A 13,255-nucleotide genomic window follows, 5' to 3' on the forward strand; every position below is an offset into this window, starting at 1 on the left:
GCCCGCGTGGTCGGACAACGACTGGCGACGGGCGAACACGATCCTCGGCCTGCCCGTCGCCTCACGTCCTGCTCGTCCTGACTCGGACGCTACTCGGAACCGTCCTGCGACGACGCTTCCGCCTGCTCCCCCTTCGGCCTCCACATCGGAGTCAGACGCTCGCGTACGGGCCTCCCGCGTCCGACTGCGGGTGCGACCAGTACGGCAAGCAACAAGTCCTCGACGTAGGCGCGCTGCTCGCTGAGCAACAAGTCGTTCCAGGTCTTCGCCAGATCGACGGGCGCTCTCTCCGCTGTGTGCTTGCTGCGCAGGATGCGGTTTCGCTCGTTCCTGAGACGACGCTTCTCGGCTTCGAGTTCCGCAAGCTGCGTGAAGTACGTCTCGGCGGTGATGATCCGGGCCTTACGAGCCTGCTTCAGATCCCCGATGTCCTCGTTGACCCGCGTCAGCTCCTCTTCCTTGTCCCACGTCATGGGCTCTGGCTCGGCCTGCCGCTTGGCCGTCTCCTCCTGGTGCTTCGCGATCACCATCATGGAGACGGCCTTGTCCGTCTCGGGGCCGCCGATCTTCGTTCCGCCGCACCCTGACGGAACGCTGCCGCTGCTGGGGCACGTGTAGTAGAAGTAACCCTCCGGCTTGTTGCGACTCTTCTCGGCCTTCCGGACCCGAAGCGGTGCGCCGCACCCGTCACGGTCGCAGCGCAGGGTGCCACGCAAGAGGTACTTCCGTGTGTTGTGGCCCAATCCCGGCTCGGGGTTCGGCCCGAGCATCTCCGTGACGGCCTCCCATTCCTCAACGGAGACAACGGATTCCCACTGCCCGATGACGGGCTTGCCCTCCGCGTCCAAGACGATCTCAACCCGTTTGTTCTCTGTGCCCGTCACCGGGTCGATGTCGATGACCTGGCGGGAGCGGTAGCCGCACAGGCGGGGATTCCTCACTACTGCCTTGAGCCCAGGATGCGACCACTTCCGGCCAGTCGACGTGGTCACTCCTGCATCGTTCAGCTTCCTGATGATGGCGGAGATCGGCTTTCCTTCGAGTAGCCAATGGACGATCTTCCGTAGCCACTCGGCCTCTTCTGGGTTCAGAGTGCGCTTGTCCTCCTTCCAGCCGAAGGGCCTGACCCCGCCGGTCGGAATCCCGGCCTGTTGCAGCGCGCGATGCTTGCGTGTCACCCGGCGGGCCGTGTCGGCGGACTGCTTGTTGGCGGTAGCGGTGACGATGCGCGCGACCGTGCGTCCGTTGTCGGTGAGGAGATCCAAAGTGCCCGTGATATCGATGATGGGGCGCTTGAAGTTCTCCACGACCTCGATCGCGTCTTCAAGGTGCCGGTTGTCGCGCGTGAGGCGGTCGATGTCGTAGACGATCAAACCGTCCAGCCGCTCGCCGTTCGGCGCGGTGCCTCGCTTCAGATCTTCAAGCGCACCTTCGAAGACGGGTCGGATCACCCGGTACCCGATCTCACCGTTGGGTAGACGGACGCGCTTGCGCTTCCACGCACTCGTGTCGGGCTCCTCGTACGTGAAGACGTACCGTCCCCCGCGCGACTCGACAAAGGACCGGTTGTCCTTCTCCTGCTCGTCCCGGCTCCGGATGTCCCGCCCGGTCATCGGCCGGAACGCGGCCTTGGCCTCCGTGGTGCCGGTAGCGTCGCTCTCACCGGTACCGGGGCCCTCGTCCACCTCGAAGGACAGCCGGACCAGTCCGGCCCAGTTCTGCCCTGCTAAGTCTCCCCAACGTGCGCGCTGTACAAGGTCGTTGTCCATGGCCTTAGGGTACTTCCGCGAAAGCGCTGGAGGTCCACCTTGCGCGACCACACCGTCGTGATCGGCTTCGGCACCAAGGGGCGGTCGGCGATCCAGACCGTCTGCGCGACAGGGCTGAAGAAGGAGCAGGTGGTCGTGGTGGACCCGAGCGCGAAGGCCGTCGACGCGGCGACCGCCGAGGGCTACGCCGGGGTCATAGGCGACGCCACCCGCAGCGATGTGCTCAAGCGGGCCGAACTGCACAAGGCCCGGCAGATCATCGTGGCCCCGCAGCGCGACGACACCGCCGTCCTCGTCACGCTGACGGCGCGACAGCTCAACCGGAGCGCGAAGATCGTCGCCGCCGTGCGCGAGGAGGAGAACGCGCCGCTGCTCCAGCAGTCCGGGGCCGACGCCGTCATCACCAGTGCCAGCGCCGCCGGCCGGCTGCTCGGCCTCTCCGTGCTCAGCCCCGCCGCCGGCATGGTCATGGAGGACCTGATCCAGCAGGGCAGCGGGCTGGACCTTGTCGAACGCCCCGTGGCCCGCGGCGAGGTGGGCAAGCGGACGCGCGACACCGACGACCTGGTGGTGAGCGTCGTACGAGGGCATCGGGTGCTCGGCTACGACGATCCGGCCGTCGGCGCGCTCCAGTTGACCGACCGGCTCATCACGATCGTCCGCGCGTCCCCCGGCAACCAGGTCACCCGGGACAGCCGGCCGCTGCCCCGCGACTGACGCGGCGTCCCGGACAGCCGGGAGCGAGCGGGTCTGCCCCGACGGCGCCACCTGTGGGGAGTAGCGTCGCGGGCATGCATGCGATCACGATTCCCGAACCTGGCGGTCCCGAGGCGCTGGTGTGGGCGGAGGTCCCCGACCCGGTGCCCGGCGAGGGCGAGGTGCTGGTCGAGGTGGTGGCCAGCGCCGTCAACCGTGCCGACATCCTGCAGCGGCAGGGCTTCTACAATCCGCCGGCCGGAGCGTCCCCCTTCCCCGGCCTGGAGTGCTCCGGCAGGATCGCCGAGCTCGGTCCCGGAGTGTCCGGCTGGGCCGTGGGCGACGAGGTGTGCGCGCTGCTCGCCGGTGGCGGCTACGCCGAGAAGGTCGTCGTACCGGCCGGGCAGCTGCTGCCCGTGCCCGAGGGCGTCGGCCTCACACAGGCCGCCGCGCTGCCCGAGGTGGTGTGCACGGTCTGGTCCAACGTGTTCATGATCTCCCATCTGAGGCCCGGTGAGACGCTGCTCGTGCACGGGGGGTCCAGCGGCATCGGCACCATGGCGATCCAGCTCGCCAAGGCCGTCGGCGCCAAGGTCGCGGTGACGGCCGGTACGAAGGAGAAGCTGGAGCGGTGCGCCGAGCTGGGCGCGGACATCCTCATCAACTACCGCGAGCAGGACTTCGTCGCCGAGATCAAGCAGGCCACCGGGGGTGCGGGGGCCGATGTGATCCTCGACAACATGGGTGCGAAGTACCTGGACCGCAATGTGCAGGCGCTCGCTGTCAGCGGTCGTCTCGCGATCATCGGTATGCAGGGCGGGATCAAGGGCGAGCTGGACATCGGCACGTTGCTCGGCAAGCGGGCCGCGGTCAGTGCGGCCTCCCTGCGGGCGCGGCCGCTGAGCGAGAAGGCGACCATCGTGGCCGCGGTGCGTGAGCATGTGTGGCCGTTGCTGGCCGCGGGCCATGTGCGGCCGGTCGTGGACCGTGAGCTGCCGATGCCGGAGGCGGCCGAGGGACACCGGGTGGTGGAGGCGAGCGGCCATGTCGGGAAGGTGCTGCTGGTGACGTCGTGAGCCGCCCGCCGGAGCCGGTCGTCAGCTCCTGCGGAGCCTCAGGCCCAGGAAGGCCAGGGCCAGGCCGAGGCCGATGAGGACCAGGCCGGTGCCCAGCGGGAGGATCTGCAGGACCGGCTGGGTGGCGGTCCTGCCCTGCCGGGCGCCGTTCTCGGTGCGGGGCTGATCGGGAACGGCATGGCCGGAGGTGTTCGAAGGCACCGGTGTCGCGGCCGGGAGGTTCGCGGTCTCCGGCTCCTCCGGCCGTCCGGAGGAGGGTGCCCGGGTGGTCACGGGATCGTCGTCGCCCTCGATCTCGGCCGGGGGCCCGTCCGGCCGGCCCGGCCGCATCCGCCCCTCACCGGCCCGGCTGCCCGCGCGGCTCGGCTCGACGGTGCGCCCGGGGCGGTACGAGGCGGAGGCGGAGTCGGTGGGCATGGGCGGGCGCGAGGAGTGGTCCGAGGGGTCGTGCCCCTGACCGGTGGAGGCGCCGGGATCGTGGTCGGCGGGATCCGCGGGATCCGGGCCGGGACCGTCCGGGGAGCCGGGAGGATCCGGGCGGCCGGGAAGGCCCGGCGCATGGCGGGGAGAGGCCGGACGGCCCGCGTCCGGCGAGGTGGGGCGCCGCGGGTGTACCGGGGCGGCGGAGCTTTCGGGGCCGGGCTCGGCGGCGTACGCGGGCGTGGCGTACGTAGTGACGGTGCCGTACGGGGACAGGGCCGCCACGAGGACGAACAGCAGCCGTGTGCAGCGGTGTGTGATGTGCAGCCATGGAGTCACGTCGGTGACCTCTCGCAGCCCGGATGTCGTGATCGATGGATGACCGACGGAAATAAGCCTCACATTCACGAGCGAACAGGGCATTTCAGAATGCGCCGTCGGGTCTAAACGGTGGATCAGCCCCAAGAGGGGGCACCACGGTGATGAGGTGTACGGGTGCGAGAGAATGGCGGCATGGAGATGCCGAGGAACGAACGGTCGCCAGAGAACCCCCAGATCCTCGTCGTGGGCCAGGACGGGATGGCACTCGGCGGCGGCAACGGGGACGACGAGTCCCGCGAGATCCCGGTGACGGAGCAGGTGGAACAGCCGGCCAAGGTCATGCGGATCGGCAGCATGATCAAGCAGCTCCTGGAGGAGGTGCGCGTGGCTCCGCTGGACGAGGCGAGCCGGGTGCGGCTGAAGGAGATCCACGCCAGCTCGGTCAAGGAGCTGGAGGACGGCCTCGCGCCGGAGCTGGTCGAGGAACTGGAACGGCTCTCCCTGCCGTTCACCGACGACGCCACGCCGAGCGATGCGGAACTGCGGATCGCGCAGGCGCAGTTGGTGGGCTGGCTGGAAGGCCTCTTCCACGGGATCCAGACCACGCTGTTCGCCCAGCAGATGGCCGCGCGGGCCCAGTTGGAGCAGATGCGCCGCGCGCTCCCGCCGGGAGTGGGTGGCCACGAGGGCGACGACCCCCGCGCCGGGGGCCGCTCGGGCGGGCCGTATCTCTGACAGACCCTGCCTTCACCGACCCGTATCTGTGAGGGCCTTCACCGACCCGTATCTGTGACAAGCGGAGCCCGGCACGGACATCGTGCCGGGCTCCTTTGCCGTCTGCGGGCGGCCGGTGTCAGGCAGGCTTGCCGGTCGAGACCGTCAGCTGGATCGTGCCCGGGTTCTTCTTGTCGATGCCCGTGCCCTCGGCCGGGAACTGGTCCAGGACGGTGTCCTTGCCCCAGGTGTTGTCGTCCTGCGTGATGATCTTGTATTCCCAGCCCGCGGCCTGGAAGCACGCCTTCACGGAGTTGAGGTCCTTGTACCGGAAGTCGGGCAGGTCCACCTTGCTGGAGTCGTTCCAGGTCTCCGTCGGATCCGTGCACTTGGCCTTGTCGATGACCCGGGTCCGGTCCGGTCCGCGGTAGCCCACCGGGTTCGAGGACGCCGACGCCGACGCGCTCGCGCCGCCACCGCCCTTGTCGTCACTGCTGCCACCGCTCATCGTCAAGGCGACGACCAGGGCGACGACCGCGACGAGCGACACCACGACCGAGCCGATGATCACCGGCTTGTTGCTCTTGCCGCCGCCAGAGGCCGGCGTGGCCGGCTGGGCGGCGGGCTGGGTGGCCGGCTGCGGCGCGGCCGAGTACGCCGTCGGGCTCTGCGCGCCCTGCGGGCCGTAGCCCGCCGGAGGCGGCGTCTGGAAGCCGCCCTGCTGCGGGTAGCCGTAGGCCGGGGCGGGTGTCTGCGGCGTGCCGTACGGGCCCGGCTGGTACGGCGTCTGGACCTGGCCCTGGGCCGCCGGCGTGGTCCGGTCGACCGGCGGGAACACGGCGGAGCCGACGCCCGAGCCGCTCTGCGACGGACCGGCGCCCGCCACGATGCTCGGCGCGGCCGCCTGGAAGGAGGCGGCGACGCGCAGGCACTCGTCCCGCATGGCCTCGGCCGTCGGGAAGCGCTCGTTCGGGTTCTTCTTCAGCGCGCGGGCCACCAGCGCGTCCACCGCGGGCGGCAGGGAGCGGTTGATCGACGAAGGAGCCACCGGCTCCTCCTGCACATGCGCGTACGCGATCGCGAGCGGCGAGTCCGCGTCGAACGGCAGCCGCCCGGTGACCAGCTGGAACAGCATGATGCCGACCGAGTACAGGTCGGAGCGGGCGTCCACGCCCCGGCCGAGGGCCTGCTCGGGGGAGAGGTACTGGGGGGTGCCGACGACCATGCCGGTCTGTGTCATCGACGTCACGCCGGACTGCATGGCACGGGCGATGCCGAAGTCCATGACCTTGATGACGTTGCGCTTGGTCACCATTACGTTGCCCGGCTTGATGTCGCGGTGGACCAGCCCCATCTCATGGCTGATCTCCAGCGCGGCCAGCACGTCGGCCGTGACCTTCAGCGCCTTGTCGGCGGGCATCGCGCCGTGCTGCCGGATGTCCTGGTCGAGGACGGAGCCGAGCGGGCGGCCCTCGACGTACTCCATGACGATGTACGGCGTCGTCATGCCACCGAGATCGTCCTCGCCGGTGTCGAACACCGAGACGATGTTGGTGTGCGTGAGCTTGGCCACGGCCTGGGCCTCGCGGCGAAAGCGCTCGCGGAAGGCCTGCTCCCGGCCGAGCTCCGTGTGCAGCGTCTTGATCGCGACCTGGCGGTCGAGCACGGCGTCGTACGCCAGGTGCACCGAGGCCATGCCGCCCTCACCGAGCAGGTCCCGCAGCTGGTAGCGGCCGCCGGCCAGCGACTGCCCCGAGTACCGGCCGTGTGCGCCGTCCTGGCTCATCTCTCCGCGTCCCCCACTGGCCGTCCGGCGGCTTCGCTCATCGCACGGGCCTTGATCGAATGTGTCATTCCCGGCCAAGTCTGCCCCAGGGCAGTGACACGTCAAGCTCGGTGCCCGTTCCGTGACCGTACGCGCAAGAAGCGTCGCGCAAGCGTTACAGGGGCCCTACCACCGGTACACAGAATTTGCACGACAGCGCGTGCTAGAGGTTTTATGGCCGGTCTGGCTTCGGCCGGTCCCGGTTCCGGTTCCGAACCGGTGGCTCGCGCTAAGGCTGTAGCGTGGCCGACGGAGACCGTGACAACACCGCGCGCACCGCGGGCAGAAACGACGGCGAGGACTGATGGCACAGACGCAGCGCGCCCAGGGCCCGTCCGACCCCGAGGCGAGTGGCGGCGGTATGTCGGACGCGCCGGAGTTGTGGGGCAACGGAGGGCTTGTCGGCGACGGCCGGTACCGGCTGACCCACCGGCTGGGCCGGGGCGGCATGGCCGAGGTGTTCGCGGCCGAGGACGTCCGTCTGGGCCGTACCGTCGCCGTGAAGCTGCTCCGTGCCGACCTGGCCGAGGACCCGGTCTCCAAGGCGCGCTTCACGCGTGAGGCACAGTCCGTCGCCGGCCTCAACCACCACGCGATCGTCGCCGTGTACGACTCCGGCGAGGACTTCGTCGGCGGCCAGTCCGTGCCGTACATCGTGATGGAGCTGGTCGAGGGCCGCACCATCCGCGATCTGCTGCTGAACGCCGAGGCGCCGGGGCCCGAGCAGGCCCTGATCATCGTCTCCGGGGTGCTGGAGGCGCTCGCCTACTCGCACCAGCACGGCATCGTGCACCGCGACATCAAGCCCGCCAACGTGATCATCACCAACAGTGGCGCCGTCAAGGTCATGGACTTCGGCATCGCGCGTGCGCTGCACGGCGCACAGTCGACGATGACGCAGACCGGCATGGTCATGGGCACGCCCCAGTACCTCTCCCCGGAGCAGGCGCTCGGCAAGGCCGTGGACCACCGCTCCGACCTGTACGCGACCGGCTGCCTGCTGTTCGAACTGCTCGCGCTGCGGCCCCCGTTCACCGGCGAGACCCCGCTGTCGGTGGTCTACCAGCACGTCCAGGACATCCCGACCCCGCCCTCCGAGTTCTCCGACGGCTGCCCGCCGGAGCTGGACGGCCTGGTCATGCGTTCGCTCGCCAAGGAACCGGACGACCGGTTCCAGACGGCCGAGGAGATGCGCGGCATGGTCCAGTACGGCCTGCAGATGCTGTACGACCAGGGCGGCCACACCGGCACCTGGAACACCGGCCCGGTGGAGGCGCACGACGGCCGGCACACCCCGGCTGGCGGCTTCGCGGGGACGACCGCGATGCAGCACCCGGGCGCGTACGGCGCCGGCACCGCGCAGATCCCGCAGCCGATCCTGCCCTCCGGCTACGGCAACGGCGACGACGGAGGCTTCGAGGGGCACGGCAACAAGGGCAGCGGCCGCGGCAAGCTGTGGATCCTCGCCGTCCTCGCGGTCATCGCGATCGCGGCGGGCGTCGCGCTGGCCCTCAAGGGCACGGGCGCCGGCACCGGCACGGGCCCCGACACCAAGCCGCCGGCGACGCACTCGAAGTCCACGAAGGACGACACGGGCACCCCCACCCCGTCGGACGACACCACCGACCAGCCCTCCGACCCGGCCACCGACAACGGCTCCGACTCGAACTCGGGAGGGTCCGGCTACACGCCGTCGGACCCGCAGACGTCGCAGTCGCAGTCCTCGGGCCCGACCGACCAGCCGTCGGACCCGCAGACCTCGCCGTCGCAGTCCACGGACCCGACGACCGGCGGCACGGACGGCGGCACCACGGACGGCGGCACCACGGACGGCGGCACCACGGACGGCAGCGCGACGAACGGCGGCACCACGGACAGCGGCGCGACGAACGGCGGCACCGTCGCCGGCACCACGGCGGACGGCGGCGGCGCGGGCGACCCCACCGGTTGAAGGACACCCACGACACCGGCGACGGCCGCCTCCCCGTGAGCCGGCCCGTCGGCGCTCGCCTCCGCCGGCCCGTCCGCGCTCACTGCACGAACGCGTCGCACACCGCGTCGTACTCGCGTGTCCACCACACCGCGAGCGCCGACGCGGCCGGGAACTGGCAGTCCGCGCGCGTGTCACCGCGCTCGTAGTGCCAGCGCAGCATCCAGAAGTCGTTCAGGCGCTCCCACCAGACCCGGTGCACGGCCGCCGCCAGCTCGGAGGGCGCGGCATCGGCAGCGCGCCGGTACGCGCGCGCGTAGGCGCGCACTTTCGGCAGGTCCAGGGCGCCCACGGGGCGCACGAAGAAGATCGCGGCGGCGCGTACGGCCTCCTCGGCGCGCGGCTGTACGCCGAGCCGGTCCCAGTCGACGATGGCCGCCGGGGTGTCGTCCTTGTAGAGCACGTTGAACGGGTGGAAGTCGCCGTGCACCCAGCCCACCGAGCCGCCGGGCGGCGGGCGCCGGTCCTCGTGCTGCTCCAGGAGCGCGCGGCGTTCCAGCAGCCGGTGGCGGGCCAGTTCGTCGAAGGCGTCGGCGGGGCGGTGCCGGCGCACCTGGGCGAGCAGATCGTCGATGAGGGCGAAGGTGTCGGCGGGGTCGGCGCTCTCCACCGGGTGGGGGCTCGTGGCCGGGCGCGTGCGCCCCTTGGGTGGCATGACGCGCTCCAGACAGGCGTGCACGGCGCCCAGGAGCGCCCCCAGGCGTGCGCTCTCCCCACGGGTCAGCTGGCCGCCGTGACGGTGCCTGCCGTCGATCCAGGGGTGCAGGGCGTAGGCGTGGCCGCCGACGACGGCGACCGTACGGCCCTCGCGGTGCGCGAGCGGTACGGAGACCGGGACGCCGAGGTCGGCCAGGCGCTGGGTGGCGCGGTGCCGGCGCTCGATGGCGGCCGGGTCGGCGGTGTCGGGGTCGAAGTGGTGCTTGAGGAAATAGCGGCCGCGGGTGGTGCACAGCCGGTAGCCGCGGTTCAGCAGACCCTGGTCGACCGGCTCGCATGTGAGGGCGCTGCCCGCGGCGTACAGGCGGAGCAGGACGCCCAGAGGGGGCGCGTGGGAAGCGAGCGGTGGTACACATGAGCGCGGCACGCCGCAGATGTTAAGGCACGAAAAGCGGCTGTGAGCTGGGGCTTATCACAGGCAGTCGCCGACGATCGCTTTTGGTCACAGGGTACGCCGCACGCGCCAGGCTTTATCAAAGATTTCCGATACCGCGGCCGCCGCCGCTCTTTTCCGCTTGCATACGGGCGACATAAGCGGCGGCCTGCGAACGGCGCTGCATGCCGAGCTTGGAAAGCAGACTTGAGACGTAATTCTTGATCGTTTTCTCGGCGAGATGCAAACGCTCGCCGATCTGCCGGTTGGTGAGTCCCTCCCCGATCAGTTCGAGGATTTTCCGCTCCTGCTCGGTGAGTTGCGCGAGCTTGTCGTCCGTACGCGCGGTGCCGCCGTCGCGCAGCCGCTCCAGCACGCGCGCGGTGGCGACCGGGTCCAGCAGGGACTTTCCGCCGGCCACGTCCCGTACCGCCTGCAGCAGTTCATTGCCGCGGATCGCCTTCAGGACGTACCCCGAGGCGCCTGCCATGATCGCGTCGAACAGCGCCTCGTCGTCCGCGAACGAGGTCAGCATCAGGCAGCGCACCGTCTCGTCCCTGGAGCGGACCTCCCGGCACACCTCGACCCCGCTGCCGTCCGGCAGCCGTACGTCCAGCACCGCCACGTCGGGCCGGGTGGCCGGAATGCGCACCAGCGCGTCGGCCGCCGTGCCGGCCTCGCCGACCACCTCGATGTCCGGCTCGACGGAGAGCATCTCGTGGACTCCGCGGCGGACCACCTCATGGTCGTCGAGGAGAAATACCCTGATTTTTCCGCCTTCGTGCACGGAGTCAGTCTCACACACAAACTCTTCCCGTGAGCTGGGTCAGCGGGATAACGTGCGGTTGCTCCGGCCTTTCGCGAGGCTGTGACCAGCACGCTTCCGTACCTTCTCGATTTACTTGGAAATCCAAGCAAAATCGCAGGTCAGGTGGGGTTTCACAGAAATGTGGAGCACTGGGTAACGTGATGGTTGCAGGGCGCTCGCCGGGGCACCTGTCACGCCTGTTCCCGGCCGAGTGGCACCCACCCCGTGCCCGGTGGTCGAAACAGGTGAGCCGCACTGGCCTACCGGCAACCCCGGGGGCCGGAACGACGGAGGAGCACACGTGACCGTGGACAGCAGTGCCGCGCGCAAGCCGCGACGCAGCGCCGCAGGCAAGGCCGGCACCACCGGCAGCAAGACCGGCACCACCGGGGCGAAGTCCGGCACGTCCGGGAGCGCGTCCGGAGCCACCGGTACCAAGCGCACCACCCGCGCCGCGGCGAAGAAGAGCACCGAGCCGGAGCTCGTACAGCTGCTGACGCCCGAGGGCAAGCGGGTCAAGAACGCGGAGTACGACGCGTACGTCGCCGGTATCACCCCCGACGATCTGCGCGGCCTGTACCGCGACATGGTGCTCACTCGTCGCTTCGACGCCGAGGCCACCGCCCTGCAGCGCCAGGGCGAGCTGGGCCTGTGGGCCTCCCTGCTGGGCCAGGAGGCCGCCCAGATCGGCTCCGGTCGGGCTCTGCGCGACGACGACTACGTCTTCCCGACCTACCGTGAGCACGGCGTCGCCTGGTGCCGCGGGGTCGACCCCACCAATCTGCTCGGCATGTTCCGCGGCGTGAACAACGGCGGCTGGGACCCGAACGGCAACAACTTCCACCTGTACACGATCGTCATCGGCTCCCAGACGCTGCACGCCACCGGCTACGCGATGGGCATCACCAAGGACGGCGCGGACAGCGCGGTCATCGCCTACTTCGGCGACGGCGCGAGCAGTCAGGGCGACGTCGCCGAGTCGTTCACCTTCTCCGCGGTCTACAACGCCCCCGTGGTGTTCTTCTGCCAGAACAACCAGTGGGCGATCTCCGAGCCGACCGAGAAGCAGACCCGGGTGCCGCTCTACCAGCGCGCGCAGGGTTTCGGCTTCCCCGGTGTCCGCGTCGACGGCAATGACGTCCTCGCCTGTCTCGCGGTCACCAGGTGGGCGCTGGAGCGCGCCCGCAGCGGCGAGGGCCCGACCCTGGTCGAGGCGTACACCTACCGCATGGGCGCCCACACCACCTCCGACGACCCCTCCCGCTACCGGGCCGACGACGAGCGCGCCGCCTGGGAGGCCAAGGACCCGATCCTGCGCCTTCGCCGGTATCTGGAAGCCTCAAACCACACGGACGACGGATTCTTCACGGAACTCGAGGCCGAGTCCGAGACGTTGGGCAAACGAGTGCGCGAAGCGGTCCGTGCCATGCCCGACCCGGACCACTTCGCCATCTTCGAGAACGTGTACGCGGACGGGCACGCGCTCGTCGACGAGGAGCGAGCGCAGTTCGCCGCCTACCAGGCGTCGTTCGCGGACGCAAGCGAAGGGGGTCGCTGAGATGGCCGAGAAGATGGCGATGGCGAAGGCCATCAACGAATCGCTGCGCCGTGCCCTGGAGACGGACCCCAAGGTCCTGGTCATGGGCGAGGACGTCGGCAAGCTCGGCGGCGTGTTCCGGGTGACGGACGGTCTGCAGAAGGACTTCGGCGAGAGCCGTGTCATCGACACGCCGCTCGCGGAGTCCGGCATCGTCGGTGCGGCGATCGGCCTGGCCCTGCGCGGCTACCGCCCGGTGGTGGAGATCCAGTTCGACGGCTTCGTCTTCCCGGCCTACGACCAGATCGTCACCCAGCTCGCGAAGATGCACGCGCGCTCGCTGGGCAAGGTCAAGATGCCGGTCGTCATCCGCATCCCCTACGGCGGCGGCATCGGCGCGGTCGAGCACCACTCGGAATCCCCCGAGGCCCTCTTCGCACACGTGGCGGGCCTGAAGATCGTCTCCCCGTCGAACGCCTCCGACGCGTACTGGATGATGCAGCAGGCCATCCAGAGCGACGACCCGGTGATCTACTTCGAGCCCAAGCGGCGTTACTGGGACAAGGCCGACGTGGACGCCGAGGCGATCCCGGCCCCGCTGCACAGGGCGCAGGTCGTCCGCGAGGGCACCGACCTGACCCTGGCCGCCTACGGCCCGATGGTGAAGCTGTGCCAGGAGGTCGCGAACGCGGCGGCCGAGGAGGGCAAGTCCCTGGAGGTCCTGGACCTGCGCTCGGTCTCGCCGCTGGACTTCGACACCATCCAGGCCTCGGTCGAGAAGACCCGCCGCCTGGTCGTGGTCCACGAGGCGCCGGTGTTCTTCGGTTCCGGCGCGGAGATCGCCGCCCGGATCACCGAGCGCTGCTTCTACCACCTGGAGGCACCGGTGCTGCGGGTGGGCGGATATCACGCCCCCTACCCCCCGGCCCGCCTGGAGGAGGAGTACCTGCCGGACCTGGACCGCGTGCTCGACGCCGTCGACCGCTCGCTGGCGTTCTGAGGAGAGGGT

General features: G+C 70.1%; 10 protein-coding genes and 1 pseudogene. 6 read left to right on the forward strand and 5 right to left on the reverse strand.

Translation table 11 applies throughout. The annotated features are described in order from the left end of the window. Positions 1 to 89: 89 nt before the first annotated feature. Positions 90 to 1,769, reverse strand: a complete 1,680-nt coding sequence (locus IE277_RS16725) for a recombinase family protein (RefSeq protein WP_189953114.1) — start codon at positions 1,767 to 1,769, stop codon at positions 90 to 92. An 18-nt stretch (positions 1,770 to 1,787) separates the two neighbouring features. Between IE277_RS16725 and IE277_RS16730 the strand changes: the two are divergent. Further along, positions 1,788 to 2,486 (forward strand): annotated as a pseudogene (locus IE277_RS16730) (potassium channel family protein); the annotation flags it as partial. A 74-nt stretch (positions 2,487 to 2,560) separates the two neighbouring features. Further along, the gene (locus IE277_RS16735) at positions 2,561 to 3,541 is read left to right on the forward strand and encodes an NAD(P)H-quinone oxidoreductase (RefSeq protein ID WP_189953116.1); all 981 of its coding nucleotides are present in this window, start codon (positions 2,561 to 2,563) and stop codon (positions 3,539 to 3,541) included. Positions 3,542 to 3,562: 21 nt separating this feature from the next. Here the strand turns inward: IE277_RS16735 and IE277_RS16740 are convergent, their stop codons facing one another. Beyond that, positions 3,563 to 4,300, reverse strand: coding sequence for a hypothetical protein (locus IE277_RS16740; RefSeq protein WP_189953118.1), 738 nt, complete (start codon positions 4,298 to 4,300; stop codon positions 3,563 to 3,565). 174 nt (positions 4,301 to 4,474) lie between these two features. Between IE277_RS16740 and IE277_RS16745 the strand changes: the two genes are divergently transcribed. Continuing rightward, a complete protein-coding gene (locus IE277_RS16745) occupies positions 4,475 to 5,017 on the forward strand; it encodes a bacterial proteasome activator family protein (protein ID WP_189953120.1) in 543 nt (180 codons plus the stop codon). Between the two features lie 118 nt (positions 5,018 to 5,135). Here IE277_RS16745 and IE277_RS16750 read toward each other — a convergent pair whose 3' ends face one another. Next, positions 5,136 to 6,782, reverse strand: a complete 1,647-nt coding sequence (locus IE277_RS16750) for a Stk1 family PASTA domain-containing Ser/Thr kinase (RefSeq protein ID WP_189953122.1) — start codon at positions 6,780 to 6,782, stop codon at positions 5,136 to 5,138. Between the two features lie 343 nt (positions 6,783 to 7,125). On the opposite strand from IE277_RS16750, the gene IE277_RS16755 reads away from it, so the two are divergent. Continuing rightward, a complete protein-coding gene (locus tag IE277_RS16755) occupies positions 7,126 to 8,772 on the forward strand; it encodes a protein kinase domain-containing protein (RefSeq protein WP_189953124.1) in 1,647 nt (548 codons plus the stop codon). 79 nt (positions 8,773 to 8,851) lie between these two features. Here the strand turns inward: IE277_RS16755 and IE277_RS16760 are convergent, their stop codons facing one another. Next, entirely contained in the window at positions 8,852 to 9,895 is a 1,044-nt protein-coding gene (locus IE277_RS16760; protein ID WP_189953126.1) for a phosphotransferase, read from the reverse strand. A 106-nt stretch (positions 9,896 to 10,001) separates the two neighbouring features. Next, positions 10,002 to 10,688, reverse strand: a complete 687-nt coding sequence (locus tag IE277_RS16765; RefSeq protein WP_189953127.1) for a response regulator — start codon at positions 10,686 to 10,688, stop codon at positions 10,002 to 10,004. 322 nt (positions 10,689 to 11,010) lie between these two features. Between IE277_RS16765 and pdhA the strand changes: the two genes are divergently transcribed. Together pdhA and IE277_RS16775 are read left to right on the forward strand one after the other, a co-directional pair. Then, complete coding sequence (gene pdhA, locus IE277_RS16770; protein ID WP_189953129.1) at positions 11,011 to 12,267, forward strand: pyruvate dehydrogenase (acetyl-transferring) E1 component subunit alpha; 1,257 nt, start codon at positions 11,011 to 11,013, stop codon at positions 12,265 to 12,267. A gap of 1 nt (position 12,268) precedes the next feature. After that, entirely contained in the window at positions 12,269 to 13,246 is a 978-nt protein-coding gene (locus IE277_RS16775; RefSeq protein WP_189953130.1) for an alpha-ketoacid dehydrogenase subunit beta, read from the forward strand. Positions 13,247 to 13,255 lie beyond the last annotated feature (9 nt).

Source organism: Streptomyces alanosinicus (genome assembly GCF_014650595.1).
Taxonomy (GTDB): Bacteria; Actinomycetota; Actinomycetes; order Streptomycetales; family Streptomycetaceae; genus Streptomyces; species Streptomyces alanosinicus.